The organism is Streptomyces sp. NPDC000983, assembly GCF_040299205.1.
Classification (GTDB): Bacteria; Actinomycetota; Actinomycetes; order Streptomycetales; family Streptomycetaceae; genus Streptomyces.
Window position 1 is genome coordinate 114153 of the sequence record NZ_JBEPBM010000016.1, and the last position, 24739, is coordinate 138891.

Consider the following 24739-nt stretch of genomic DNA (forward strand, 5'->3'; position numbering starts at 1 on the left):
GTATTGCCACACCTCGGGTGCCTGGTCGTCCCGCTAGTGTCTGTGCGCTGCCTACAAAATCCCCGGAGGACCCATGGCGTTCGGCTGGATCGACGAGCAGGCGGCGCAGCGCCGCCGCGCCGGACTCGTACGGACGCTGCGTCCCCGCCCCGCCGACTCGCCGCTGCTGGACCTCGCGAGCAACGACTACCTCGGTCTGGCCCACCATCCGGAGGTCGTCGAGGGCGCAGCGCGCGCGGCGCGGACCTGGGGCGGCGGCGCGACCGGCTCCCGTCTCGTCACCGGTACGACGGAGCTGCACGGCGAGCTGGAACGCGAGCTGGCCGCCTTCTGCGGCTTCGAGGCGGCACTCGTCTTCTCCTCCGGTTACGCGGCCAACCTCGCCGCGGTCACCGCGCTCGGACCGCACGGCGCGCTGATCGTGTCCGACGCCGGCAACCACGCCTCGCTCATCGACGGCTGCCGACTGGCCCGGGGCACCACCCAGGTGGTCGCGCACGCCGAACCGGACGCGGTGCGCAAGGCGCTCCAGACCCACGACGGGCCGGCCATCGCGGTCTCCGACACCGTCTTCTCGGTCGACGGCGACGCCGCCCCGCTGGCCGGGCTCGCCGCGGCCTGCCGGGAGCACGGGGCCGGAGTCGTGGTGGACGACGCGCACGGCCTGGGCGTGCTCGGTGACGGCGGCCGGGGTGCCGCGCACGCGGCGGGGCTGGCGGGCGCCGACGACGTGGTCGTCACGGTGACGCTCTCCAAGTCGCTGGGCAGCCAGGGCGGAGCCGTCCTGGGCCCGGCCCGGGTCATCGACCATCTGGTCAACGCGGCACGGACGTTCATCTTCGACACCGGTCTGGCGCCCGCCGCGACCGGTGCCGCGCTCGCGGCGCTCAGGCTGCTGGGCCGGGAGCCGGAGCGGGCGGCCCGGGCGCGCGCGGTCGCCGCCGAACTGCACGCCCGCCTGACGGCCGAGGGCCATCAGGCGGTACGTCCGGACGCAGCGGTCGTCTCGGTGCGCGCACCCTCCCCGGAGGAGGCGGTGCGCTGGGCGGCCGACTGCCGGGCGGCGGGCCTCGTCGTGGGCTGTTTCCGTCCTCCTTCCGTGCCCGACGGCATCTCACGGCTCAGGCTGACCGCCCGGGCCGATCTCACGGACGAGCAGATCGAACGCGCTGTACGGATCATCGGCGGGACACGACCATGAGTCGGCGTCACACGGCCCTGCCACCGCGGCTACGGAACTGATCGGAAGTGATCTGAGCTAGTCGGAACTGGTCAGTACTGATCGGCTGTTGCTGGAACCGCTAGGACCGGTAGGTGGCCGTGAAGTCCGCCCAGCTCTCGGGGGAGAAGAGCAGCGCGGGCCCGGCCGGGTCCTTGGAGTCGCGCACGGCGAGCAGTCCGGCCCCGGGGCCGGAGCGCGGCCGGGCCGTCTCCACGCAGTTGTTGGCGCCCGTGCTGTAGCTGCTGCGCAGCCAGCGCACGGATTGCAGATCGGTACTGGAAGGTACGTTCCGAGGCAGTGCAGACATGGTGCCTCCTTACGCGCCGTCAGCTATCCCGGCGATGTAATCCAACGATTCCTCGGGCGAAAGGGCGTGGATCTGAAGGGTGGTGAAGGCCTCCGTGTACGCCTGGAGGTCTTCTTTCCGTTCGAGGTAGAGGCTACTCGTCAACTGGTCGAGAACAACCACATCCAGATCAGAAGTGCGCGAAAATGAGAAGACAACGAAAGGGCCCGTGATGCCGATGTGCGCCCCGGCGGTGAACGGCAGCACCTGCAAACGCACTTGTGGCAGCCGCCCCGCCTCCACCAGCCGCCACAGCTGACGGGTCATCACCCCCGGTCCGCCGATCCTGCGGCGCAGCACGGCCTCGTCCAGCACGGCGCTCAACTCCAGCGGAGGCTCCCCGCGCAGCACGTCCTGCCGGGCGAGGCGCACCTCGACCAGCGCGTCGAGCCGTTCGTCGGCCTCGTCCAGGCCGCCCACCGCGACCCGGGTCACGGCCTGCGCGTACTCGCGGGTCTGCAACAGCCCGGGCACCACCGAGGTCTCCAGCGTGCGCATCGCGCTGGCCTGGGACTCCAGACTGATGAAGTCCCGGTAGGCGGGCGGCAGTACACCGCGGTAGGCGTGCCACCAGTGATGCCGGCCGACATCGTCGTCGGCCCCCGCCAGCACCAGCAGCAACTCCCGCAGTCGGGTGTCACCCACGGCGTAGGCGTCCAGCAGTAACCGCACATCGGCCGGTTTCACGCCGCTGGCGCCGGTTTCGATCCGGCTCACCTTCGACTGGTGCCAGCCGACCATCCGGGCCGCCTCACCGCTGGTGAGACCGGCGCCGCTGCGCAACGCGCGCAATTCGGCGCCGAGCTTGCGGCGGCGCACCGCGGGACCGTGCTGCATACGGTCCTCCTTACTCCAACCGGGCCGCCCAAATACGGTCTCGAGTAGCAGAGTTCACCGCTTCGAGCGATAGATATATGCATATCTTGGTGGATCGCCACCGTGACCGGCGCGGTAATGGCAGTCTGGCGAAGAAGCACCAGTCCGGGACCGTACTCGAACCATCCGCTCCGTGTCGGACTACGGTCCCGTGGGAAAGGGACGACGTCGCCATGGCAGACCATCTGGAAGCATCCGTCACTCTGCCGAGCGATCCCGCCTCGGTCTCCGCCGCCCGCGGCTACGTGCTCGGCACCCTCGCGGAATGGGGGCTGCCCTCCGACACGGACGCGGCCGACACCATCCGGCTCATCGTCTCCGAACTGGCCACCAACGCCGTGCAGCACACCCTGGGGCAGTCACCCACCTTCACGGTCGACATCGAGCTGCACCAGGACGAACAACTGCGCATCGGGGTCACCGACAGCCACCCCCGCTTCCCCAAACGCCTGCCGGCCGCCGTGCAGCAGGACAACGGCCGCGGACTGGTGATCATCCGCTGGCTGACCGCCGAGTGCGGCGGCCGGCTCAGAGTCAGGCCGACCCGGGAGGGCGGCAAGACGGTCTCCATCGAACTCCCCTGGACCGTACCGGCCCAACAGGTCACCACCGCGGTCCACCAGGAGCCTTAGCGAACGCGCCCCGCAGCAACGCCCCGAACGCGTCCACGGCGGGTGTCGTGCCGCCCGAGCGCCGGGCGACCGAGATCGTACGGCGCAGTCCTCCCCCCTCCAGCGCCCGCGTCCCCACCGGGGTGACGGCGGTCCGCGCCACCATCTCCGGCACCACCCCGACCCCCAGCCCCGCGCTGACCAGAGCGCACACCAGCGCGTACACCGGGGTCTCCACCAGCACCGACGGCGTGGCCCCCGCCCGGGCCAACACCTCCTCCACGCCCCGCCGGGCCGGATGGTCCGGCGCCATGCTGATCAACGGCTGCCCGGCCAGCTCGCTCAGCGGCAGCCGCGAGGTCTTTTCGGCCAGCACATGGCCCGGCGCGGTCACCAGGACCAGCTCCTCCACCAGCACCGGTTCCAGGACCACCGACGAGGGCACCGGCACCGGCTCCGCGGGCTCGTAGGTGTGCGTCAGCGCCAGATCGATCTCACCGGCGGCCACCGCGGCGACCCCGCCGGGCGGTTCATGGTTCGTGACGGTCAGCTCCACGTCCGGGTGGGCGCGGCGGAAGGCGCTGAGCACCGGCGGCAGCAGATGGACACCGGCGGTCTGGAAGGTGCCCAGCCGCAGTGTGCCCCCGGTCAGACCGGTGAGCCGGGCCAGCTCGTGCCGGGCCCGCTCCAGCTCGTCGAGCACCCGGCGGGCCCGCGCCACCAGCAGCTCGCCCGCCCCGGTGAGCCGGGCCCCGCGATGGTGCCGGACGAGCAGCGCCGTGCCCGCCTCCCGCTCCAGCTTGGCCAGCTGCTGGGAGAGCGCCGGCGGGGTGTAGCCGAGCCGCTCGGCGGCCCGGGTGATCGAACCGGACTCGGCGACCGCGACCAGCGCCGCCAGCCGCGTGGGGTCGTACATGCCGGGACACCTGCCTGGAAGGAGCGACAGCCCAAAGCAATGCTTAAGGCAGACCCAGGCTATTCGAAATACCTGCTGAAGCCCGTACGGCGGCAGGCTGGTCCCATGGACGCACAGCTGCTCGCCTTCACCGGGGTCGCCGCTGGCATGGTCGCCATGCCCGGGGCCGACTTCACCGTCGTCGTACGCAACGCCCTGGTCTCGCGCCGGGCCGGGATCGCCTGCGCGCTCGGCATCGCGGGCGGACTGCTCCTGCACACGGCGCTGGCGGTCGCCGGCGTCGCCGCCGTGCTGACCGCGGTTCCGGCCCTGTTCCGCACGCTCCAGGTGCTGGGCGGCGGCTATGTGCTGTACCTCGGCGCGCGCACCCTGCTCGGGCTGCGCCGACCCCGGAGCGCAGAGGCCGGGGAAGTGCCAGGGGAAGCGCCCGCGCAGGCGGCCGGTGCCGCGCGTCCGCTGCGGCAGGGGTTCGTCACCAACGCCCTCAACCCCAAGGCGCCGATCACGTTCCTCAGCCTGCTGCCCCAGTTCGTGCCCGCGGGTGCCCCGGTGCTGCCCCGCACGCTCCTGCTGGCGCTGATCGTGGTGGTGCTGGCCCTGCTGTGGTTCCCGGCCGTCGCCCTGCTCGTGGACCGCCTCGGCCGGTGGCTGCGCAGGCCGCGGGCCGCCCGGCTCGTCGAGGGCGTCACCGGCACCGCGCTGACGGTCCTCGGCGCCGTCCTGCTGCTGGAGGCGGCGTTCTGAGGCCCCGTCGGGGCGGCGGCGAGTCAGGGACGCCGCCGCCCCTCGGGGCGCCGGGTCAGCTCACCCGGCCGTACCAGACGCTCCTGGTCCAGATCTTCTGCAGCCTCACCACGTCACCGGTCTTCGGGGAGTGCCAGAGCTTGCCCTTCCCGGCGTAGATGCCGACGTGGTAGATGTTCGACCCCGAGTGGAAGAACACGAGGTCACCCGCCTTGCGGCTGCCCGCGGAGATGTGGCGGGTCTTGTTGTACTGCTGGGCCGCGGTGCGGGGCAGCTTCTTGCCCGCCTTCTTGAACGCGTACAGCGTGAGCCCGGAGCAGTCGAAGCGGTGCGGTCCGGTGGCGCCCCACTTGTACGGGGAGCCCTTCTTGGAGGCCGCGACCTGGAGTGCCTTCGTCGCCGGGGTGGCCGCCTCCGCTTCGGCGGAGAGGCCGGGGGCCACGATCGAGCCGCCCATGGCGGCGATGGTGAGGGCCGAGGCCGTACCGGCCCGGACCATCAGCGACGGGACACGATTGAGCGCAGTCATGCGCAACCCTTCGTCAGCCGCCTGTGAAGGATGACCTGTCGGATTCGGGCTGGCGAAGTTGCCCGGCCGCGATGCGGCTTCACCCCAAGGGCTGCTCGACGCGAACCTCCGCGCCGGCGACCCGTCGTGCTCGGGTCCTCCACTCCTGCCGATCCACTCCTGTCGACCGGTCATCCGGGCGGCGGCAGGACTCGGCGTCCGCCCGGACCGCCCCGCCGCGGTGGCGGGGGCTTGTCGTCAGTCAGGGATCTTGGCTCACCGATGTCCGAAAATCCCAATGGAACCGGGGATTTGTGGTGTTAGTCACCACTCACCCGTTCGGGTGGACGGTGCTCCGTTCGAATGATCGTCGAGGTGGCTGAGGATGCCCGGACCAGGGACGGAACGCTCCATGAGGTGGTGAGACCACGTACTTCGCGCAACTCTGACGGGTCGACAAAAGGAGCCGCCCCTACGCTGAAAGGGGGTACCCCGTTTGGTCCGTTTCGGCTTCGGCCCGGACGCCCCGGCGCCGCGCCCCGACGGCCGGACACCGCTCACCTGCGTCAACTGTCCGAGCGCGGGGGAAGCGTGGCGCGAGCCGCGCCGCGCCGACCGTACGACCCGCGCGGCGCGCGCGCCGGTGAGGGGTGACCGAACGTCAGTTCCCGCCCCGGGGCGCCCTGCTCGCCCGCCTCGCCGCGCCCGGCCCCTGCGAAGGCTCGCGGAGGGGCCGGAGGCGCCCCGTTCCGGTCACGGCACGGTTAACGTGCACGAAACCCGCTCCAACTAGCCTCCCTCCACGCCACCAGGCACTTTGCCCGTGGCCGCGGCCGCCGGGCCCCGCACGGTCCGGAGCGAGGACTGTGAGGTGAGACGTGCAACTGACCCCGCACGAGCAGGAGAGGCTGCTGATCCATGTGGCGGCCGACGTCGCCGAGAAGCGCCGGGCCCGCGGGGTGAGGCTCAATCACCCCGAGGCGGTCGCCCTCATCACCTCGCACATCCTCGAAGGCGCGCGCGACGGCCGCACGGTCGCCGAGCTCATGGCCTCCGGACGCAAGCTGCTCACCCGCGACGACGTCATGGAGGGCATCCCGGAGATGATCCACGACGTCCAGGTCGAGGCCACCTTCCCCGACGGCACCAAGCTCGTCACCGTCCACGACCCGATCGTCTGAGGGGGCTGTCGATGATTCCCGGAGAGGTCCTCTTCGCGGACGGGCCCATTGTGTACAACGAAGGCCGTGAGATCACCCGGCTGACCGTGCTCAACGCCGCCGACCGCCCCGTCCAGGTCGGCTCCCACTACCACTTCGCCGAGGCCAACCCCGGACTGGAGTTCGACCGCGCCGCCGCCCGCGGCCGGCGGCTCAACATCGCCGCCGGCACCGCCGTGCGCTTCGAGCCCGGAATCCCCGTCGACGTCGAACTCGTCCCGCTGGCCGGCGCCCGCGTCGTGCCCGGACTGCGCGGGGAGACCGGAGGTGCCCTCGATGCCTGAGATCTCGCGTGCCGCCTACGCCGACCTGTTCGGCCCGACGACCGGCGACCGCATCCGGCTCGCCGACACCGACCTGCTCGTCGAGATCGAGGAGGACCGCTGCGGCGGCCCCGGACTCGCCGGGGACGAGGCCGTCTTCGGCGGCGGCAAGGTCATCCGGGAGTCCATGGGCCAGTCGCGCGCTACGCGCGCAGACGGCACCCCGGACACCGTCGTCACCGGAGTGGTGGTCATCGACCACTGGGGCGTCGTCAAGGCCGACGTCGGCATACGGGACGGCCGGATCACCGGAATCGGCAAGGCCGGCAACCCCGACACCATGGACGGGGTCCACCCGGACCTGGTCATCGGCCCCGAGACCGAGATCATCGCGGGCAACGGGCGCATCCTCACCGCCGGCGCCATCGACGCCCACGTCCACTTCATCTGCCCGCAGATCGCCGACGAGGCCCTGGCCTCCGGGATCACCACCCTGGTCGGCGGCGGCACCGGCCCCGCCGAGGGCTCCAAGGCGACCACCGTGACACCCGGGCCGTGGCACCTGGCGCGGATGCTGGAGGCGATGGAGGCGTACCCCCTCAACATCGGCTTCCTCGGCAAGGGCAACACCGTCTCGCACGAGGCGATGCTCTCGCAGATCCGCGGCGGCGCGATGGCGCTGAAGCTGCACGAGGACTGGGGCTCCACCCCCGCCGTCATCGACGCCTCGCTGACCGTCGCCGACCGGACCGGCATCCAGGTCGCCATCCACACGGACACCCTCAACGAGGCCGGATTCGTGGGCGACACGCTCGCCGCCATCGGCGGCCGGGGCATCCACGCCTACCACACCGAGGGTGCGGGCGGCGGGCACGCGCCGGACATCATGACCGTGGTCTCCGAGGCGCATGTGCTGCCCAGCTCCACCAACCCGACCCGGCCGTTCACCGTCAACACCGCCGAGGAACACCTCGACATGCTGATGGTCTGCCACCACCTCAACCCGGCGGTCCCCGAGGACCTGGCCTTCGCCGAGTCCCGCATCCGGCCCTCGACCATCGGCGCCGAGGACATCCTGCACGACCTCGGCGCCATCTCGATCATCTCCTCCGACTCGCAGGCCATGGGACGCGTCGGCGAGGTCGTCCTGCGGACCTGGCAGACCGCGCACGTCATGAAGCGCCGGCGCGGGGCGCTGCCGGGCGACGGCCGCGCCGACAACCACCGGGTCCGGCGCTACGTCGCCAAGTACACGATCAACCCGGCCCTCGCCCAGGGCATCGCCTCTCAGGTCGGCTCGGTGGAGACCGGGAAGCTCGCCGACCTGGTGCTGTGGGAGCCCGCGTTCTTCGGGGTCAAGCCCCACCTCGTCCTCAAGGGCGGCCAGATCGCCTACGCGCAGATGGGCGACGCCAACGCCTCCATCCCCACGCCCCAGCCGATCCTCCCGCGCCCGATGTTCGGCGCGATCGGACGCGGCCCGGCGTCGAACTCCCTGAACTTCGTGGCGCCGCTGGCCATCGAGGACGGGCTGCCGGAGCGGCTCGGGCTCGGCAAGCGGTTCGTGCCGATCGACTCCACCCGCGGGGTCACCAAGGCCGACATGCGCGAGAACGACGCCCGGCCCGAGGTGCGGGTCAACCCCGACAGTTTCGCCGTACACATCGACGGGGAGCTGGTCGAGGCAGCTCCCGCCGCTGAACTGCCCATGGCTCAGCGGTACTTCCTCTTCTGATGTCCAGGGCAGCACTGCTCGTCCTGGCCGACGGACGGTTTCCCGCCGGAGGGCACGCGCACTCCGGCGGCGCGGAGGAGGCCGTCAAGGCCGGGCGGGTCACCGGGGCGGCGAGCCTGGAGGAGTTCTGCCGCGGTCGGCTCAACACCGTCGGGCGGGTGGCGGCGGCGTTCGCCGCAGCCGCCGCGCTCGGCATGGACCCGGCCGAACTGGACGCGGCCGCGGACGCCCGGACTCCGTCACCCGCCCTCCGGGTCGCCGCGCGCCGACTCGGCCGGCAACTGCTCCGGGCCGCCCGCGCCACCTGGCCCTCGCCCGAACTCGAAGCCCTCGCAGGGGAGTTCCCTAAGGGCGCCCATCAGCCGGTGGTGCTGGGCCTGACCGCCCGGGCGGCCGGCCTCGGACCGGCGGACGCCGCGTACTGCGCGGTGTACGAGAGCGTCAGCGGGCCCGCGTCCGCGACCGTACGGCTGCTGAGCCTGGACCCGTTCCGGGCCACGGCCGTCCTGGCCCGGCTGGCGCCCGAACTGGACGTGGTGGCCGAGTCGGCGGTCACGGCCGCCCGCACCGCGCTCCACGAAGGCGTCGACGCGCTGCCCGCCGGCTCCGCGCCGCTGCTGGAGATCGGCGCGGAGGTCCACGCCTCCTGGCCCGTGCGGCTGTTCGCGTCCTGACCACCGCGCCCCCCCGACCCCGGACACCCCCAACCCCGAGAAACGGAGCCGTACATGCACCTCGACCACTCCCACGACGGACCGGCCGCGGTCGGCGCCGACGCCCACCGCCCCGACGGCTCCCGCCGAGCCCTGCGGATCGGGCTCGGCGGCCCGGTGGGGTCCGGGAAGACCGCCACCGTCGCCGCCCTGTGCCGGGCCCTGCGCGACGAGTTGTCCCTCGCCGTCGTCACCAACGACATCTACACCCGTGAGGACGCCGAGTTCCTGCTCCGCGAGGCCGTGCTGCCGCCCGAGCGGATCACCGCCGTGGAGACCGGCGCCTGTCCGCACACCGCGATCAGGGACGACATCTCCGCCAACCTCGAAGCCGTGGAGGACCTGGAGGACGAGACCGGGCCGCTCCACCTCATCCTGGTGGAGTCCGGCGGCGACAACCTCACCGCCACCTTCTCCAAGGGGCTCGTCGACGCGCAGATCTTCGTGATCGACGTCGCGGGCGGCGACGACATCCCGCGCAAGGGCGGACCCGGCGTCACCACCGCCGACCTCCTGGTCGTCAACAAGACCGACCTCGCCCCCCACGTCGGCTCCGACCTCGCCCGGATGGCGGCCGACGCCAAGGCGCAGCGCGCCGAACTGCCGGTGGTCTTCCAGTCGTTGCGCGGCGAGGACGGGGTCCGCGAGGTCGCCGACTGGGTGCGCGGCCGACTCGCCGCTTGGTCCGCGTGATCACCGCCGGCGTCCGTGCCACCGCCCGCATCGGCGCCCGGGCCGACGGCCGGGGCGGCACCGCGCTGCCGGTGCTGGAGGGCGAGGGGCCGCTCGCGCCGCGCCGCACCCGGGCGAGCGGTACCGAGGCGCGCGTCATCCTGGTCGGCGCCATGAGCGGCCCCCTCGGCGGCGACCGGTTCGCCGTCGAGGCCGAGGTCGCCGAGGGCGCCCGCCTGCACGTCGGTTCCGCCGCCGCGACCATCGCCCTGCCGGGCCAGACCAAGGACGAGGCCCGCTACGACGTACGGCTCACCGTCGCCGACGGCGCCGAACTGCACTGGCTGCCCGAGCAGTTGATCTGCGCCGGCGGCAGCGACCTGCGGGTCGCCACCCGTGTCGAACTGGCCCCGGGGGCCCGGCTCGTGCTGCGCGAGGAGCAGGTGCTCGGACGGGTGGGGGAGGAGCCCGGACGGCTCACCAGCCGGCTGGCCATGAGGATCGCCGGGCGGACGGTGCTGGACCAGGAGCTGGCCTGCGGACCCGGCGCCCCGGGCGGCTGGGACGGCCCCGCCGGACTCGCCGGACACCGAGCGATCGGGCAACTCATCGTCGCGCGACCGGAGTTCGCCGACGAACCGGTGACCGCCCGCCCGCTCACCGGGACCGCCGTACTGGTCCCGCTGCCCGGGCCCGCCGCACTGGTGACCGCCGTCGCACCGGACGCGAGGGTGCTGCGCCGGCTCCTGGACGAGGCACTGGCGGCGCTCACCCCCTGACCGGAACTGGCGACGCCCCGCCCCGGTCAGCCGAGCGGCATCCGCGGGAAGCGGCGCTCCTTGGCCTCGCCCGCCTCCGTCGCCTTGACCACCGCCGCGTACTCGTCGACGTACTCCTGGCCGGAGAGGGACAGGATGGAGTACATGATCTCGTCGGTGATGGCGCGCAGGACCGCCTTCTCGTTCTCCATGCCCGCGTAGCGGGAGAAGTCGAGGGGCTCGCCGAAGCGGATCTGCACGGGGTGGATGTGGGGGATGACCTTCCCCGGCGGCTGCGCCTCGAAGGTGCCGATCATCGCGCACGGGATCACCGGCACCCCCGCCTTCAGCGCCATCACGGCGACGCCGACCTTGCCCTTGTACAGGCGGCCGTCGTGGGAGCGGGTGCCCTCCGGGTAGATGCCCAGCAGTTCGTCCTTGCCGAGGACGCCGAGGCCCTCGCGGATCGCGGCCTGGCCGGCCTCCTTGCCGGAGCGGTCGACCGGGATCTGCCCGACGCTGCGGAAGAAGAACGCCGTCAGACGGCCCTTGAGGCCGGGGCCGGTGAAGTACTCGGCCTTGGCCAGGAAGGTGATGCGGCGCTTGAGGATCGCGGGCATCAGGAAGTGGTCAGAGAACGACAGGTGGTTGCCCGCGACGATCGCCGCCCCGGACGACGGCACATGGTCCAGGCCCTCGATGCGGGGCCGGAAGACCAGTCTCAACAACGGCCCCAGCAACACGTACTTGAGCAGGTAGTAGAACAAGGAGTCGCTCCTCTACTCCGGCGGGTCAGGCCGAGCGCCGTGTTCCGGCAGGTCAACCGGGGTGTTGTGGGGGTGCCAGTGTAGGGGCAGGCAGGGGTGGCCGGAACCGGGCCCGGGGGGAGTGGCGCAGACCTTTCGACGATCCCGACCGGGTCCTCACACTCCGTCAGAGACGCACCACCACCAGTGCGGTGTCGTCGGTGGCACCGCCCTGCGGGAGCAGGTCCGTCAGGACCGCGTCGGCGAGGGACTCGGGGTCCAGACGGCGGTGGTGGACCAGGGAGTCGGCGAGCCGGGCCAGGCTGTCGTGGATGTCCTCCCGTCTTCGCTCGACCAGGCCGTCGGTGTACAGCACCAGGGTGGCGCCCTCGTCGAACCCGGTCTCGGCCTCGGGTCTGGGCATCGGGTCGGGGCGGGCGTCCAGCGGCGGGTCGGTGGCCCGGTCGAGGAACTCCACCCGGCCGTCGGCGTGCAGCAGCACCGGCGGCAGATGGCCCGCGCTGCTGTAGGCGATGGTGCGGCGGTCGAAGTCGATGAACGTGGTGACGGCGGTGGCCGATTCCGCGCCCACGACGACGTGCGCGTACCGGCCGAGGGCGTCCAGGGCCTGGGCGGGTCCGGCCGCGACCCGCGAGGCGGCGGTGAGCGCGCTGCGCAGCTGGCCCATGACACAGGCGGCCCCGAGGCCGTGACCGACCACGTCCCCGACGGACACCGCGAGCCGGTCGCCGCCCACCAGGTCCACCATGTCGTACCAGTCGCCGCACACGTTCAGCGCGCCGACCGCCGGCCGGTAGCGCACCGCCACGGCCTGGTGGCGGACCTCGCGGCGGGCGGGCAGCATCGCCTCCTGGAGGGCCAGCGCGACCTCCCGCTCACGGGCGTGGGCCTGGCGCAGCCGGTCGTTGAGCTCCTGCAGTTCCCGGGACCTGGTGTACAGCTCCGCCTCCAGGACCCGGTCGCGGCTGCCGGAGGGGCCGCCCCGGGCCCGGATCAGCGCCGTGACCTCCTCGACCCGGTGGACCAGCAGCACGACCTTCCCGTCGGGGCCGAGGACCGGGGCGTTGACCGGGCTCCAGTACCGCTCCTCCCAGTGGCCCGGCCGCTCCACGGACTGCACGTCGTAGCGCTGCAGGGCCATCACGTCCCGCTCGCCGGTGGCCAGCACGCGCTTGAGGGAGGCGGCCAGATTGCGCATGCCGGTCGCCGAGGGGTCGTTGGGGTTGTCGGGGAAGACGTCGAACAGGTACCGGCCGACCAGGTCCTCGCGGCGGCGGCCGGTCATGTGCAGGAACTCCTCGTTGACGTCCGCGTAGACCAGGCCGGGGGTCAGCAGGGCCACCATGCCGGGCAGGGCCTGGAAGACCGCCGCGTAGTCGATCTCCGTGTCGTTCATGGCTCCTGCCTCACCACCGGGACCTTCCCGGTCCTGCCCCGCGTCCGCACAGCGCTGGTCCAGCCGCTCACTCCATCGGGTCCGTGAGCGACTGCTCGGCCCAGATGATCTTTCCCTCGGGTGCGAAGCGGGTGCCCCACCGCTGGCTGAACTGGGACACCAGCAGCAGCCCCCGCCCGCCCTCGTCGGTGACCCGGGGGTGGCGCAGATGCGGTGCGGAGGCACCGCCGTCGAGGACCTCGCAGATCAGCGAGCGCTCCCTGATCAGCCGCAGCCGGATCGGTCCGGACGCGTACCGGATGGCGTTGGTGACCAGTTCGCTGACGACGAGTTCGGTGGTGAAGGCCAGATGCTCCAGACCCCACTCGGTCAGCTGCCGGGAGGCGTTCTTACGGGCGTCGGCGACCACCGCGGGGTCGCTCGGCAGGTCCCAGTCCGCCACCTGGTCCGCCCCGAGCAGCCGGGTGCGGGCCATCAGCAGGACCACGTCGTCGTCCGGCCGGGTCGGCACCAGCGCGTCGACGACGGCCCGGGAGTGCAGCGCGAGCGAGGGGGCCCGCCGCTCCAGCGCCGGACGCAGCCGGTGGGGGTCGTCGGCGCCGGCGTCCCCGCGGGCCAGCAGGCCGTCGGTGTACAGGGCGAGGACGCTGCCCTCGGCCAGCACCAGCTCCACCGACTCGAAGGGCGGACCGCCCACCCCGAGCGGCGGACCCTGCGGCAGCTGCACGAAGGTCGCCTCGCCGTCGGGCAGCACCACGGCCGGGGCGGGATGCCCGGCCGCGGCCATGGTGCACTGCCCGTCGACCGGGTCGTACACCGCGTACACGCACCCGGCGCCCACCGCCTGCATGCTGCCGGCGCCCTCGGCACCCGTGACGTAGTCCGGTCCGCCCTCGTCCCGGGCCGAGCGTCCCACCAGGTCGTCGAGGTGGGCGAGGACCTCCTCGGGCCGCAGGTCCAACGCGGCCAGCGTCCGTACGGCGGTGCGCAGCCGGCCCATGGAGGCGGCGGCGTCGATGCCGTGCCCGGGCACCTCGCCCACCACCAGCGCCACCCGGGCCCCGGACAGCGGCACCACGTCGTACCAGTCGCCGCCCAGGCCCGTCAGTTCGTCGGCGGGCCGGTAGCAGGCGGCGACCTCCACCGCGTCCTGCTCGGACAGCCGGTGCGGCAGGAGGCTGCGCTGGAGCACCAGCGCCGCGTCCCGCTCGCGGGTGTAGCGGCGGGCGTTGTCCACGCAGACCGCGGCCCGGGAGACCAGGTCCTCGGCGAGCCGCAGGTCGTCCTCGTCGAAGGGTTCCTTGCGGCTGCGCCGGAAGAAGGTCGTGATGCCCAGGGTGACGCCCCGCGCCCGGACCGGCACGATCATCGCGCTGTGCAGCCCCAGCTCCCGGAGCGTGGCCTCGCGGCCCAGCACGTCGGTGGCCCACTCCCGGGCGAGCGGGTCGAGCCGCTCGGCGCGCCAGGACCGGCCGTCGGTCAGCGCGCGGATCGGCGGCGACCCGGCCGGGTAGGCGGCCGTCGCCCCGATGCCGACCGCCTCGTCCTCGTTCTCCGAGCGGTGTCCGGCCCGGCGCAGCTCCACCGTCGCCGCGTCGGCCGGCGGGCCCGGCGAGGGCTCCGCGCCGTGCAGCACCGAGCCCAGCAGATCCACCCCGACCAGGTCGGCGAAGCCCGGCACCGCCACGTCCGCCAGCTCCTGCGCGGTCTGTACGACGTCCAGGGTGCGCCCGATGTGCCGGCCCGCCCGGTCCAGCAGGGCCAGCCGTCGGCGGGCCCGGTGCCGGTCACTGACGTCGACGACCGTGTAGTACACGCCCATCGCCCTGCCCCGGGCGTCCTCCAGCCGGGTGAACGACATCATGTGCGCGGTCTCCCGGTGCGGTGCCGAGCGCACACGGCCGAGGTGCTCGTACCCGATGACCGGCTCCCCGGTCTCCAGCACCCGCCGCATCTGCTCCTCGGCGGCCGAGGCGTCCAGGCCGGGCTGGATGTCCGCGAGGCGCTGCCCGAGCCGTTCGAAGGGCTCTCCGCCGCCGAACTCCTCCAGGGCCGCGTTGGACCACACGAACCGCAGATCGGTGTCGACGATCGCTATGCCGACCGGCGACCGGTTGACCATCTGCTCCAGCACCGTGCGGCTCATGTCCCAGCCGGGTGCCCGCTCCATCTCCGACAGCAGTGCCAGCCAGCGCGCCGGCCCGTCGGGCTCGGGCGCGGCGACGACCCGCACCATCACCCGCACGGGCCGCCCGTCGGCGTGCCGGGCGGTCAGCAGCCCCGCCCAGCCGCCGTGGCGGCGACAGCGTTCGGCCAGTTCGGGCACGCGGGCCGCGTCCTCGGGCATCAGCAGCCCGGCCGCCGGCAGGCCCACCACCTCGGCCGCCCGGTGCTCCAGCAGCCGCTGGGCCTGGCCGGTCCAGCAGGTCACCAGCCCCTGGGCGTCGAGCAGCACCGGTACGGCATCGGCCACATCGAACCGATGCCGCTCGCCGGTCTGCTCCTGGTGTGTGCCCACGGCCGACCTCTTCGTCGCTGAGAGTCGCTGAGGATGGTCTGTGTCAGTGGTCTACCACCTCTGATCCCAGTGTTCACCCTGGCAGCGCGGCGCCGAGTCGGCCACCGCGCGGCCTCAGCCCCGGGCCAGCACCTTCTCCAGCGCGCCCAGCGCGCCCGCCAGCTCCTCGGCGGTGATCGTCAGCGGCGGGGCCAGCCGGACGGTGGACCCGTGGGTGTCCTTGACCAGCACGCCTTCCGCCATCAGCCGCTCGCTGATCTCCCGTCCGGTGCCCACGGCCGGGTCGATGTCGACGCCCGCCCACAGGCCGCGGGCGCGGAAGCCGACGACGCCCCGGCCGACCAGTCGGGCCAGGCCGTCCCGCAGCCCGACGCCCAACTCGGCGGCCCGGCGCTGGAACTCACCGGTCTCCAGCAGCTCCACCACGGCCGTGCCGACGGCTGCGGCCAGCGGGTTGCCGCCGAAGGTCGAACCGTGTTCACCCGGCCGGAGGACCCCGAGCACCTCCCGCCGCCCCACGACGGCGGAGACCGGCACGATCCCGCCGCCCAGCGCCTTGCCGAGCAGCAGCAGGTCCGGGACGACCGACTCGTGCTCCACGGCCAGCGTGCGCCCGGTGCGGCCGAGCCCCGACTGGATCTCGTCCGCGACGAACAGGCAGCCCGTGCGCCGGGTCAGCTCCCGCACCCCGGCCAGATAGCCGTCGTCGGGGATGACCACGCCCGCCTCGCCCTGGATCGGCTCGATGAGCACGGCCGCCGTCGTCTCGTCGACGGCCTCCTCCAGCGCGGCCAGGTCGTTGTACGGCACGACCCGGAAGCCCGGGGTGAAGGGTCCGAAGCCGCCGCGGGCGGACTCGTCGGTGGAGAAGCTGACGATGGTCGTCGTACGGCCGTGGAAGTTGTCCGCGGCGACCACGATCGTGGCCCGGTCGGCGGGGACGCCCTTGACCTCGTACGCCCACTTGCGGGCCACCTTGACGGCGCTCTCCACCGCCTCGGCGCCGGTGTTCATGGGCAGCACCATGTCCAGGCCGGTCAGGGCGGCGAGCCGTTCGGCGAACTCGGCGAGCCGGTCGTTGTGGAAGGCGCGGGAGGTGAGGGTGAGGCGGTCCAGCTGGTGGTGGGCGGCCTCGACCAGACCGGGGTGGCGGTGGCCGAAGTTCAGCGCCGAGTAGCCGGCCAGCATGTCGAGGTAGCGGCGGCCCTCCACGTCCTCGACCCAGGTGCCCTCGGCGCGCGCGACGACGACCGGCAGGGGGTGGTAGTTGTGCGCGAGGACGGGCTCCTCGGCACGGATCAGGTCGGCGGACGAACGGGTTTGCGCGGGTGCGGTCATCAGCGGATCTCCTGGGTGCAGCACTTGACGCCGCCGCCGGCCTTGCGCAGCTCGGACAGGTCGACGGGGACGGGGACGTAGCCGCGGTCGGCCAGCCGGCCGGCGAGCGCGGTCGCGTCCGGTGACATGAAGACGTGCAGGCCGTCGCAGACGGAGTTGAGGCCGAAGGCCATCGCGTCCTCGCGGGTGGCCTCCACCGCGTCCGGGTACAGGCGGCGCAGCACCTCGCGGCTGCCCGGCGAGAAGGCGTCCGGGTAGTAGGCGATGTTCTCCGCCGCACCCTCGCCGAGCACGAACAGCGCGGTGTCCAGGTGGTAGAAGTACGGGTCCACCAGGGTCAGGCCGATCACCGGGACGCCGAAGAACTCCTGCACCTCGTGATGGGCCTCCCGGGTGGTGCGGAACCCGGTGCCGGCCAGGACGTACCGGCCCGTCGGGACCAGGTCGCCCTCGCCCTCGCACACCGACTCCGGGCGGTGGACGTCGTAGCCGGACGCCTTGAACCAGGTGTCGTAGTGCAGGGACTCGGGGCGGCGCTCGGGGGCGTGGAAGAGCGAGCCGAAGACCCGGCCGTCCACGACGACCGCGCTGTTGGCGGCGAAGACCATGTCGGGCAGCCCGGGGACCGGTTCCACCGTGTCGACGGTGTGACCGTGCACCCGGTAGGTGTGGACCAGCGACCGCCACTGCTCCTGGGCGAGGTCGACGTCGACCCGGATGTCGGGATGCATCCAGGGGTTGATCGCGTACTGCACGGCGAAGTGTCTGGGTTCGCAGACGAGGAAGCGCCGCCGGCGCGGCACACGGCTTTCGGACACAGAGGGGTTCCTCCGCTTCCTGCGGTGTGGACAGGGTTGACACCAAGGTAGGAAGTGACCGATACGCCCGACAAGGAACAAGAGCTGCGTGTTGACGCAGGAATGCTGCGTGCTCACGCCTCTCGGTGCAGGTCTGTTGCGTCTTCCGGGGCGGGCTGGCTCGCTCCGGCTTCCGGACTTTCCGGGAGGAGGTGGGACAGCACCATCACGCTGATCGTCTTCCGGATGAACGGCTCGGTACGAATGCGCTCCAGCACCTCCTCGAAGTGCTCCACATCCCGCGCCCGCACATGCAGCAGCGCGTCCGCGCCGCCCGTCACCGTCATCGCCGCGGTGATCTCCGGATGGTTGCGGACCACCTCCGCCAGCCGCCGCGGCGGCGCCGCGCCCTCGCAGTACACCTCCACGTACGCCTCGGTCCGCCAGCCCAGCGCCGACGGCTGCACGGTCGCCGTGAACCCGGTGATCACCCCGGTCTCGCGCAGCCGGTCCACCCGCCGCTTCACGGCCGTGGAGGACAGCCCCACGCACGCGCCGATCTCGGCGAAACTCGTCCTGGCGTTCGCCATCAGAGCGGTGATGATCTTCCGGTCGAGCTCGTCGAACGGCGCGGGCCTGCTGTTCATGGCGGCACCCTATCCAGCACACACCCCCCGGGCCCCGGGCCCGGCCCGTGTGCAGGCGTACGGATTGCTCCTACACTCCACGTTCATGCTGCGCGCCCTGGCTGTCGACGACGAACGCCCCTCGCTGGAGGAACTGCTGTACCTCCTCAACGCCGATCCGCGCATCGGCAGCGCGCAGGGAGCCGGGGACGCCACCGAGGCGCTGCGCCGCATCAACCGCGCGCTGGAGTCGGGGCCCGGCGGGCCCGAGGCGGTCGACGTGGTCTTCCTCGACATCAACATGCCCGGCCTCGACGGCCTCGACCTGGCCCGGCTGCTCACCGGGTTCGCCAAGCCGCCGCTGGTCGTGTTCGTCACCGCGCACGAGGACTTCGCCGTGCAGGCCTTCGACCTCAAGGCCGTCGACTACGTCCTCAAACCCGTCCGCAAGGAGCGGCTCGCCGAGGCCGTCCGCCGGGCCGCCGAACTCGTCGACACCGGCCCCCGCATCCCCGTGCACGAACCCGACCCCGACCAGATACCCGTGGAACTCGGCGGCGTGACCCGCTTCGTGCCCGTCGAGGACATCACCCATGTCGAGGCGCAGGGCGACTACGCCCGGCTGCACACCGACCGGGGCAGCCATCTCGTCCGCATACCCCTGTCCACCCTGGAGGAGCGCTGGCGCACCCGCGGCTTCGTCCGCATCCACCGCCGCCACCTCGTCGCCCTGCGCCACATCGGCGAACTCCGCCTGGACGCGGGCACGGTGAGCGTCGTCGTCGGCGCCGAGGAGCTCCAGGTCAGCAGGCGCCACGCACGCGAACTGCGGGACCTGCTGATGAGGAGAACCTGACGGTGCCCCACCAGGACCCCGCCGAGCGCCGCGTCGTCGTCACCGGCCCGCCCCGCCGCACCCGGCCCGCCTCCGGCTACTACCGTCCGCGCACCGAGATCGACGAGCAGACCACCCTCGGCCACACCTACGTCCGCTCCCTGATGCGCTCCCAACTGCGCGCCGCGCTCGCCGTGGCGGCCGTGCTCGGCCTGCTGATCCTGCCGCTGCCCCTGCTGTTCGCCACCATCCCCGACTCCGACCGCCTGGAGTGGACCGTCCTCGGCTTCTGCCTGTACGCCCCGCTCGTGGTGCTCGCCCGCTGGTACGTGCGGCGCGCCGAGCGCAACGAGCGCGACTTCGTCCGCCTCGTCGAGGACCAGGACCGCTGAGGGGCCGTGAACGAGAACTACGCCGTCCCCGCCGTCGCCCTCGTCGTCCTGGCCACCGTCTTCGTCGGCGCCTTCGGCCTGCGCATCTCCCGCACCACCTCCGACTTCTACGTCGCCTCCCGCACCGTCGGCCCGCGGCTGAACGCCGCCGCCATCAGCGGCGAGTACCTCTCCGCCGCCTCCTTCCTCGGCATCGCCGGCCTCGTCCTCGTCCAGGGCCCCGACATGCTCTGGTACCCGGTCGGCTACACCGCCGGATACCTCGTCCTGCTCCTCTTCGTGGCCGCCCCGCTGCGCCGCTCCGGCGCCTACACGCTCCCCGACTTCGCCGAGGCCCGGCTCGCCTCCCAGGCGGTTCGACGCTTGGCCGGGGCCTTCGTCGTCGGCGTCGGCTGGCTCTATCTGCTGCCCCAGCTCCAGGGCGCCGGACTGACGCTGACCGTGCTCACCGGGGCGCCCGACTCGCTCGGCGCGGTGATCGTGGCGGTCGTGGTGGTCGCCATCGTCGCCGCGGGCGGCATGCGCAGCATCACCTTCGTCCAGGCGTTCCAGTACTGGCTGAAGCTGACCGCGCTGCTGGTGCCGGCCCTGTTCCTGGTCCTCGCCTGGCAGCGCGACGGCGCCCCGCACCACGCCTTCGACGAGCCCGCCACCTTCCGCGAGCAGCGTGCCGTCCGCGTCGACGACCGCCTCGACCTGCGACTGGAGCACCCCCTGACGGTCACCGTCACCGGCACCGTCGACGGCCGCGACCACGAGGAGGAACGCCTGAGCCTCCCCGCCGGCACCCACCGCATCGAGGCCGGCACCCGGCTGACCTTCACCCCGGGCGCCGCCGTGCCCGACCCCGCCCGCCTCGGCGACGGCGGCCTGTCCCCGTCCCAGGCCGAGAGCCGCGGCGAACGCCCGCTGTACGCCACGTACGGGCTGATCCTCGCCACCTTCCTCGGCACCATGGGCCTGCCCCATGTCGTCGTCCGCTTCTACACCAGCCCGCACGGCGTCGCCGCCCGCCGCACCACCGTCGCCGTCCTCGGCCTGATCGGCGTCTTCTACCTGCTCCCCCCGGTCTACGGCGCCCTCGGCCGCCTGTACGCGCCCGAACTCACCCTCACCGGGCACGCCGACGCCGCCGTCCTGCTGCTGCCCGAACGCATGATCGGCGGCCTGGGCGGCGACCTGCTGGGCGCGCTGGTGGCCGGGGGAGCCTTCGCCGCGTTCCTGTCCACCGCCTCCGGACTGACCATGGCCGTAGCCGGCGTCCTCACCCAGGACGTCCTGCCCTCCCGGGGCGTACGGCACTTCCGGCTCGGCACGCTGATCGCGATGGCCGTGCCGCTCGCGGCCAGCGTCCTGGTGGGCGGACTGCCGGTCGCCGACGCGGTGGGGCTCGCCTTCGCGGTGTCCGCGTCCTCGTTCTGCCCGCTGCTGGTGCTGGGGATCTGGTGGCGCCGGCTCACCCCGCAGGGGGCCGCGGCGGGGATGCTGGTGGGCGGCGGCTCCGCGCTGCTCGCGGTCGCCGCGACCATGGCCGGCTACCCCGGCGCGGGCGCGCTGCACGCCCTGCTGGCCTGGCCGGCGCTCTGGTCGGTGCCGCTGGGCTTCCTGACGATGATCCTGGTGTCGCTGGCCACCCCGGGCCGGGTGCCGGCCGGGACGGCGGCGATCCTGGCACGGTTCCACCTCCCGGAGGAACTGGCGCAGGTGAAGGCGTGAAGGCGGGGGAGAGGTGAGGGCGTGAGCGGATTCATCGCCGGACTGTGCGTGGCCGTGCTGCCGCTGCTGGCGGCGGGCTTCTGGCTGGGGCGCCGCACCGCGCGCCCCGAGAGCCAGGGCGGACTCGGCACCCCCGTCGAACACGCCACCTTCGAGACCCTGCACACCGCGGCCCTCGCCGCGCCCCCGCTGCGGGCCGGGCTGACGGAGGAGACCGCCCGCCGCTCGGCCCGCCGGCTGCGCTCCCTGCTCGGCACCGACGCCCTGTGCCTGACCGACCGCAAGGGGGTGCTGGCCTGGGACGGAGTGGGCGCCCACCACCGCGCCGAGATCATGGAACGCCTGCCGGGACCGCTGGACTCCGGCCGCGGCGAGGCGTTCCCGCTGACCTGCGACACCCCCGAGTGCCCGCTGCGCTGGGCGGTCGTCGCCCCGCTGACCGTCGACGACCGCGTCCACGGCACGCTCGTCGCCTGCGCCCCGCGCGAGTCCGCGGTGCTGGTCCGGGCCGCCGGCGAGGTCGCCCGCTGGGTCTCCGTCCAGCTGGAGCTGGCCGACCTCGACCAGTCCCGCACCCGGTTGATCGAGGCCGAGATCAAGGCGCTGCGGGCGCAGATATCGCCGCATTTCATCTTCAACTCGCTCGCCGTGATCGCCTCGTTCGTCCGCACCGACCCCGAGCGCGCCCGCGAGCTGCTCCTGGAGTTCGCCGACTTCACCCGCTACTCGTTCCGCAGGCACGGCGACTTCACCACCCTCGCCGACGAACTGCACGCCATCGACCAGTACCTGGCGCTGGTCCGGGCCCGCTTCGGGGACCGCCTCGCCGTCACCCTGCAGATAGCCCCCGAGGTGCTCCCGGTCGCGCTGCCCTTCCTCTGCCTGCAACCGCTCGTCGAGAACGCGGTCAAGCACGGCCTGGAGGGCAGGGCCGCGTCCACCGGCACCTGCCGGATCAGCATCACGGCGCAGGACGCCGGCGCCGAGGCCCTCGTCGTCATCGAGGACGACGGCGCCGGAATGGACCCCGTCCTGCTGCGCCGCATCCTCGCCGGTGAGGTCAGCCCGTCCGGCGGCATCGGCCTGTCCAACGTCGACGACCGGCTCCGGCAGGTCTACGGGGACGACCACGGCCTCGTCATCGAGACCGCCGTGGGAGCGGGGATGAAGGTGACCGCCCGGCTGCCGAAGTACCAGCCGGGCGTCCACTCCGCGCGCCGGCTCACCGGCGCCTGAGCGTCACGAGCCCCGGGTGACCACCATGGCGAAGGTGATCAGTCCGAGCACGACCCAGCCGAACCACAGCCAGCCGTTACTGCCGAGCGCCACCGTGTAGGCGGTCACCGCGACGAGTCCGCCGACGGTGAGCACCCCCATCGTCCGAGTGGATCCGTCCGTAGAACCGGGCATCGCAACACCCTCCTCATGGTCCGTCTCCCTCCATGGTGCCCCGGTTCTGCCTCCGTACGGTGCCGACGGCGAAACGTGGGCCCGATTTCGCGGGCTCCGGCCGGTCCGCGGGCCCCGCAGGGCAGGGGAAGGGCCCCAAAAGTCGAACAAACGTTCAGGCGTGCGGAGTGCGAGCCCGCTCAGACCGAGCGGCCGCCGTTGGCGTTCAGGGACGCCAGATAGGCGTTGTACGCCTCCAGCTCCTTGTCGCCGTCCCGGTCTGCGGCCCGGTCCTTGCGCTTGGCCTGCCGCTGCTCGGAGCCGTACCACTGGAACAGCAGCGCGATCAGCACCAGCACGGACGGGATCTCGCTGAACGCCCAGGCGATACCGCCGGCCGCGTTCTGGTCGGCGAGCGCGTCGATGCCCAGCGAGGCCGGCGGGTTCTCGAACGACTTCACCATCGGGGCCGACGCCATCATCAGCGCGATCCCGAAGAACGCGTGGAACGGCATGCCCGCGAACAGCTCCAGCATCCGCATCAGGTACCCGGGCCGGTGCGGCCCCGGGTCCACGCCGATGATCGGCCAGAAGAACACCACGCCCACGGCGAGGAAGTGCACCATCATCGCCACATGCCCGACGCTCGAGCCCATCAGGAAGTCGAACAGCGGGGTGAAGTACAGCGCGTACAGGCTCGCGATGAACAGCGGGATCGTGAAGGCCGGATGCGTGACGATCCGCATGTAGCGGCTGTGCAGCAGCGCCAGCAGCAGCTCGCGCGGCCCCTTGCGGCCCCGGCCCGCCACCGGCAGCGCCCGCAGCGCCAGCGTCATCGGCGCGCCGAGCAGGAGCAGGATCGGCGACAGCATGCTGATCACCATGTGCTGCACCATGTGCACGCTGAACATGACCATGCCGTAGTCGTTCAGCCCGGTGCACATCATCAGCGCGATGGTCAGCACACCGGCGACGAAGGAGACCGTGCGCGCCACCGGCCAGGAGTCCCCGCGCCGCCGCAGCCGCACCACGCCCCACACGTACAGGCCGAGCCCGAGGAGACAGGCGACCAGGAAGAAGGGGTCGGGCGACCACTGGAGCCCCCGGCCCAGCGTGAACGGCGGCAGATCCACCATCGTCCCGTGCCCGCTGTGATCCATCCGCCGGCTCCTGTTTCGTGGGGGTTGTGCAAGTCTGTCCGGCCCCACATTAGAACGGCCCCCGGTCAGCCTCGTGACCGGGGGCGGGATCGAGCTCGGCCGGCGACGGCGGCCGGGTGGAGCTACAGGACGCACTCCGCTTCGGCGTACCGGTCCTCCGGGACCGTCTTCAGCGTCTCGACGGCCTCGGCCAGCGACACCATGACGATGTCCGTGCCACGCAGCGCCGTCATCATGCCGAACTCGCCGCGGTGCACGGCCTCCACCGCGTGCCACCCGAAGCGCGTGGCGAGGACCCGGTCGTACGCGGTCGGCGTGCCGCCGCGCTGCACATGCCCGAGGATCACCGGCCGGGCCTCCTTGCCGAGCCGGTGCTCCAGCTCGATGGAGAGCTGGCGCGCGATGCCCGCGAAGCGCTCGTGGCCGTAGACGTCCTTGCCGCCCTCGTCGAACTCCATGGAGCCCGGCGCGGGCTTGGCGCCCTCGGCGGCCACCACGATCGCGAACCGCTTGCCCGCCTCGAACCGCTCGCCGACCTTGCGGGCCAGCTCCTCGATGTCGAAGGGGCGCTCGGGGACCACGATGGCGTGCGCGCCGGCCGCCATGCCGGAGTGCAGCGCGATCCAGCCGGTGTGCCGGCCCATGACCTCCACGACCAGCACCCGCTGGTGGGACTCGGCGGTCGTCTTGAGCCGGTCGAGCGCCTCGGTGGCGACCCCGACGGCCGTGTCGAAGCCGAAGGTGACGTCGGTGACGGCGATGTCGTTGTCGATGGTCTTCGGCACGCCGACGATCGGCAGGCCGCCGTCCGACAGCAGCCGGGCCGCCTTCAGCGTGCCCTCGCCGCCGATCGGGATGATCGCGTCGAGCCCGAGTTCCTCCACATGCCCCTTGGCCCGTGCCACGCCGTCCCGCAGATGCGAGGGCTGGACCCGGGAGGAGCCGAGGATGGTGCCGCCGCGGGCGAGGATGCCGCCCACCGCGTCGAGGTCGAGCTTGAGGTAGTCGCACTCCAGGAGGCCTTTCCAGCCGTCCCGGAAACCGATGACCTCGTCGCCGTGGTCGACGACGGCACGGTGCACGACGGACCGGATGACGGCGTTCAGGCCGGGGCAGTCGCCGCCGGACGTGAGGACACCAATGCGCATAGCCCGAAATACCTTCTCAACGTGGGCCGGGGACCGGACCGCGCTGTCCGGCTTGATCCCGGCCACCCTACCG

General features: G+C 72.7%; 26 protein-coding genes and 1 riboswitch. Of the genes, 13 read left to right on the forward strand and 13 right to left on the reverse strand.

Features of this window, described 5'->3' with window-relative positions:
* The first annotated feature begins 73 nt into the window (after window positions 1-73).
* Entirely contained in the window at window positions 74-1201 is a 1128-nt protein-coding gene (locus ABT296_RS20160; RefSeq protein WP_351929125.1) for an 8-amino-7-oxononanoate synthase, read from the forward strand.
* 100 nt (window positions 1202-1301) lie between these two features.
* On the opposite strand, the gene ABT296_RS20165 is transcribed toward ABT296_RS20160, so the two are convergent.
* Both ABT296_RS20165 and ABT296_RS20170 read right to left on the reverse strand, forming a co-directional pair.
* Window positions 1302-1529, reverse strand: coding sequence for a DUF397 domain-containing protein (locus ABT296_RS20165; RefSeq protein WP_351929127.1), 228 nt, complete (start codon window positions 1527-1529; stop codon window positions 1302-1304).
* Between the two features lie 9 nt (window positions 1530-1538).
* Window positions 1539-2405, reverse strand: a complete 867-nt coding sequence (locus ABT296_RS20170; RefSeq protein WP_351929129.1) for a helix-turn-helix domain-containing protein — start codon at window positions 2403-2405, stop codon at window positions 1539-1541.
* Between the two features lie 212 nt (window positions 2406-2617).
* Here ABT296_RS20170 and ABT296_RS20175 point away from each other — a divergent pair, with 212 nt between their 5' ends.
* On the forward strand, window positions 2618-3076 hold the full coding sequence (locus tag ABT296_RS20175) for an ATP-binding protein (RefSeq protein ID WP_351929131.1): 459 nt from the start codon (window positions 2618-2620) through the stop codon (window positions 3074-3076).
* Here ABT296_RS20175 and ABT296_RS20180 read toward each other — a convergent pair.
* Window positions 3048-3971 (reverse strand): LysR family transcriptional regulator, encoded by a 924-nt coding sequence (locus ABT296_RS20180; protein WP_351929133.1) that lies wholly within the window; start codon window positions 3969-3971, stop codon window positions 3048-3050. The two genes, ABT296_RS20175 and ABT296_RS20180, sit on opposite strands and share 29 nt — an antisense overlap.
* Before the next feature lie 105 nt (window positions 3972-4076).
* Between ABT296_RS20180 and ABT296_RS20185 the strand changes: the two genes are divergently transcribed.
* Window positions 4077-4715 (forward strand): LysE family translocator, encoded by a 639-nt coding sequence (locus tag ABT296_RS20185; RefSeq protein WP_351929135.1) that lies wholly within the window; start codon window positions 4077-4079, stop codon window positions 4713-4715.
* Between the two features lie 55 nt (window positions 4716-4770).
* Here ABT296_RS20185 and ABT296_RS20190 read toward each other — a convergent pair whose 3' ends face one another.
* Window positions 4771-5244 (reverse strand): C40 family peptidase, encoded by a 474-nt coding sequence (locus tag ABT296_RS20190; RefSeq protein ID WP_351929137.1) that lies wholly within the window; start codon window positions 5242-5244, stop codon window positions 4771-4773.
* Between the two features lie 3 nt (window positions 5245-5247).
* Window positions 5248-5373, reverse strand: a riboswitch (cyclic di-AMP (ydaO/yuaA leader).
* Window positions 5374-6101: 728 nt separating this feature from the next.
* Here ABT296_RS20190 and ABT296_RS20195 point away from each other — a divergent pair.
* The 6 genes from ABT296_RS20195 to ABT296_RS20220 are packed head-to-tail and all read left to right on the forward strand — an operon-like array spanning window position 6102 to window position 10605.
* Entirely contained in the window at window positions 6102-6404 is a 303-nt protein-coding gene (locus ABT296_RS20195) for an urease subunit gamma (RefSeq protein ID WP_351929139.1), read from the forward strand.
* Window positions 6405-6415: 11 nt separating this feature from the next.
* The gene (locus tag ABT296_RS20200) at window positions 6416-6727 is read left to right on the forward strand and encodes an urease subunit beta (protein ID WP_351929141.1); all 312 of its coding nucleotides are present in this window, start codon (window positions 6416-6418) and stop codon (window positions 6725-6727) included.
* Complete coding sequence (locus ABT296_RS20205; protein ID WP_351929143.1) at window positions 6720-8441, forward strand: urease subunit alpha; 1722 nt, start codon at window positions 6720-6722, stop codon at window positions 8439-8441. Before ABT296_RS20200 ends, ABT296_RS20205 begins: the two co-directional genes overlap by 8 nt.
* Entirely contained in the window at window positions 8441-9115 is a 675-nt protein-coding gene (locus tag ABT296_RS20210) for an urease accessory protein UreF (protein ID WP_351929145.1), read from the forward strand. Before ABT296_RS20205 ends, ABT296_RS20210 begins: the two co-directional genes overlap by 1 nt.
* Before the next feature lie 54 nt (window positions 9116-9169).
* Window positions 9170-9847, forward strand: a complete 678-nt coding sequence (ureG, locus tag ABT296_RS20215; RefSeq protein WP_351929147.1) for an urease accessory protein UreG — start codon at window positions 9170-9172, stop codon at window positions 9845-9847.
* Window positions 9844-10605, forward strand: coding sequence for an urease accessory protein UreD (locus tag ABT296_RS20220; protein WP_351929239.1), 762 nt, complete (start codon window positions 9844-9846; stop codon window positions 10603-10605). Before ureG ends, ABT296_RS20220 begins: the two co-directional genes overlap by 4 nt.
* A gap of 26 nt (window positions 10606-10631) precedes the next feature.
* On the opposite strand, the gene ABT296_RS20225 is transcribed toward ABT296_RS20220, so the two are convergent.
* The 6 genes from ABT296_RS20225 to ABT296_RS20250 all read right to left on the reverse strand — a co-directional run bounded on the left by ABT296_RS20225 (window position 10632) and on the right by ABT296_RS20250 (window position 18047).
* Entirely contained in the window at window positions 10632-11351 is a 720-nt protein-coding gene (locus tag ABT296_RS20225) for a lysophospholipid acyltransferase family protein (RefSeq protein WP_351929149.1), read from the reverse strand.
* Window positions 11352-11517: 166 nt separating this feature from the next.
* The gene (locus tag ABT296_RS20230) at window positions 11518-12747 is read right to left on the reverse strand and encodes a PP2C family protein-serine/threonine phosphatase (protein ID WP_351929151.1); all 1230 of its coding nucleotides are present in this window, start codon (window positions 12745-12747) and stop codon (window positions 11518-11520) included.
* Between the two features lie 67 nt (window positions 12748-12814).
* Window positions 12815-15265 carry a SpoIIE family protein phosphatase gene (locus ABT296_RS20235; protein ID WP_351929153.1) on the reverse strand — a complete coding sequence of 817 codons (2451 nt, stop codon included), beginning with the start codon at window positions 15263-15265 and terminating at the stop codon, window positions 12815-12817.
* Between the two features lie 114 nt (window positions 15266-15379).
* A complete protein-coding gene (rocD, locus tag ABT296_RS20240) occupies window positions 15380-16603 on the reverse strand; it encodes an ornithine--oxo-acid transaminase (RefSeq protein WP_351929155.1) in 1224 nt (407 codons plus the stop codon).
* A complete protein-coding gene (ddaH, locus tag ABT296_RS20245) occupies window positions 16603-17421 on the reverse strand; it encodes a dimethylargininase (protein WP_351929157.1) in 819 nt (272 codons plus the stop codon). Before ddaH ends, rocD begins: the two co-directional genes overlap by 1 nt.
* Window positions 17422-17534: 113 nt before the next feature.
* Entirely contained in the window at window positions 17535-18047 is a 513-nt protein-coding gene (locus ABT296_RS20250) for an Lrp/AsnC family transcriptional regulator (protein WP_351929159.1), read from the reverse strand.
* 85 nt (window positions 18048-18132) lie between these two features.
* Here ABT296_RS20250 and ABT296_RS20255 point away from each other — a divergent pair, with 85 nt between their 5' ends.
* From ABT296_RS20255 to ABT296_RS20270, 4 genes are read left to right on the forward strand one after another with little or no spacing between them, the layout of a single operon-like run.
* Window positions 18133-18882, forward strand: coding sequence for a LytR/AlgR family response regulator transcription factor (locus ABT296_RS20255; RefSeq protein ID WP_351929161.1), 750 nt, complete (start codon window positions 18133-18135; stop codon window positions 18880-18882).
* A 2-nt stretch (window positions 18883-18884) separates the two neighbouring features.
* Window positions 18885-19253, forward strand: coding sequence for a hypothetical protein (locus ABT296_RS20260; protein WP_351929163.1), 369 nt, complete (start codon window positions 18885-18887; stop codon window positions 19251-19253).
* A 6-nt stretch (window positions 19254-19259) separates the two neighbouring features.
* Window positions 19260-20969, forward strand: a complete 1710-nt coding sequence (locus tag ABT296_RS20265) for a sodium/solute symporter (protein ID WP_351929165.1) — start codon at window positions 19260-19262, stop codon at window positions 20967-20969.
* Between the two features lie 21 nt (window positions 20970-20990).
* Window positions 20991-22205, forward strand: coding sequence for a sensor histidine kinase (locus ABT296_RS20270; protein WP_351929167.1), 1215 nt, complete (start codon window positions 20991-20993; stop codon window positions 22203-22205).
* A 3-nt stretch (window positions 22206-22208) separates the two neighbouring features.
* Here ABT296_RS20270 and ABT296_RS20275 read toward each other — a convergent pair whose 3' ends face one another.
* The 3 genes from ABT296_RS20275 to ABT296_RS20285 form a co-directional block, all read right to left on the reverse strand.
* The gene (locus tag ABT296_RS20275) at window positions 22209-22346 is read right to left on the reverse strand and encodes a hypothetical protein (protein WP_351929243.1); all 138 of its coding nucleotides are present in this window, start codon (window positions 22344-22346) and stop codon (window positions 22209-22211) included.
* A 212-nt stretch (window positions 22347-22558) separates the two neighbouring features.
* Window positions 22559-23518 carry a cytochrome c oxidase assembly protein gene (locus ABT296_RS20280; protein WP_351929169.1) on the reverse strand — a complete coding sequence of 320 codons (960 nt, stop codon included), beginning with the start codon at window positions 23516-23518 and terminating at the stop codon, window positions 22559-22561.
* 122 nt (window positions 23519-23640) lie between these two features.
* Entirely contained in the window at window positions 23641-24666 is a 1026-nt protein-coding gene (locus ABT296_RS20285) for a 6-phosphofructokinase (protein ID WP_351929170.1), read from the reverse strand.
* Between the last annotated feature and the right edge of the window lie 73 nt (window positions 24667-24739).

Excerpts from the sequence above, each read along its gene's own strand:
- ABT296_RS20160 (WP_351929125.1), top strand. The coding sequence starts at position 74 with ATGGCGTTCGGCTGGATCGACGAGCAGGCGGCGCAGCGCCGCCGCGCC.
- ABT296_RS20165 (WP_351929127.1), bottom strand. The coding sequence starts at position 1,529 with ATGTCTGCACTGCCTCGGAACGTACCTTCCAGTACCGATCTGCAATCC.
- ABT296_RS20170 (WP_351929129.1), bottom strand. The coding sequence starts at position 2,405 with ATGCAGCACGGTCCCGCGGTGCGCCGCCGCAAGCTCGGCGCCGAATTG.
- ABT296_RS20175 (WP_351929131.1), top strand. The coding sequence starts at position 2,618 with ATGGCAGACCATCTGGAAGCATCCGTCACTCTGCCGAGCGATCCCGCC.
- ABT296_RS20180 (WP_351929133.1), bottom strand. The coding sequence starts at position 3,971 with ATGTACGACCCCACGCGGCTGGCGGCGCTGGTCGCGGTCGCCGAGTCC.
- ABT296_RS20185 (WP_351929135.1), top strand. The coding sequence starts at position 4,077 with ATGGACGCACAGCTGCTCGCCTTCACCGGGGTCGCCGCTGGCATGGTC.
- ABT296_RS20190 (WP_351929137.1), bottom strand. The coding sequence starts at position 5,244 with ATGACTGCGCTCAATCGTGTCCCGTCGCTGATGGTCCGGGCCGGTACG.
- ABT296_RS20200 (WP_351929141.1), top strand. The coding sequence starts at position 6,416 with ATGATTCCCGGAGAGGTCCTCTTCGCGGACGGGCCCATTGTGTACAAC.
- ABT296_RS20205 (WP_351929143.1), top strand. The coding sequence starts at position 6,720 with ATGCCTGAGATCTCGCGTGCCGCCTACGCCGACCTGTTCGGCCCGACG.
- ABT296_RS20210 (WP_351929145.1), top strand. The coding sequence starts at position 8,441 with ATGTCCAGGGCAGCACTGCTCGTCCTGGCCGACGGACGGTTTCCCGCC.
- ureG (WP_351929147.1), top strand. The coding sequence starts at position 9,170 with ATGCACCTCGACCACTCCCACGACGGACCGGCCGCGGTCGGCGCCGAC.
- ABT296_RS20230 (WP_351929151.1), bottom strand. The coding sequence starts at position 12,747 with ATGAACGACACGGAGATCGACTACGCGGCGGTCTTCCAGGCCCTGCCC.
- rocD (WP_351929155.1), bottom strand. The coding sequence starts at position 16,603 with ATGACCGCACCCGCGCAAACCCGTTCGTCCGCCGACCTGATCCGTGCC.
- ABT296_RS20250 (WP_351929159.1), bottom strand. The coding sequence starts at position 18,047 with ATGAACAGCAGGCCCGCGCCGTTCGACGAGCTCGACCGGAAGATCATC.
- ABT296_RS20255 (WP_351929161.1), top strand. The coding sequence starts at position 18,133 with ATGCTGCGCGCCCTGGCTGTCGACGACGAACGCCCCTCGCTGGAGGAA.
- ABT296_RS20275 (WP_351929243.1), bottom strand. The coding sequence starts at position 22,346 with ATGGGGGTGCTCACCGTCGGCGGACTCGTCGCGGTGACCGCCTACACG.
- ABT296_RS20280 (WP_351929169.1), bottom strand. The coding sequence starts at position 23,518 with ATGGATCACAGCGGGCACGGGACGATGGTGGATCTGCCGCCGTTCACG.
- ABT296_RS20285 (WP_351929170.1), bottom strand. The coding sequence starts at position 24,666 with ATGCGCATTGGTGTCCTCACGTCCGGCGGCGACTGCCCCGGCCTGAAC.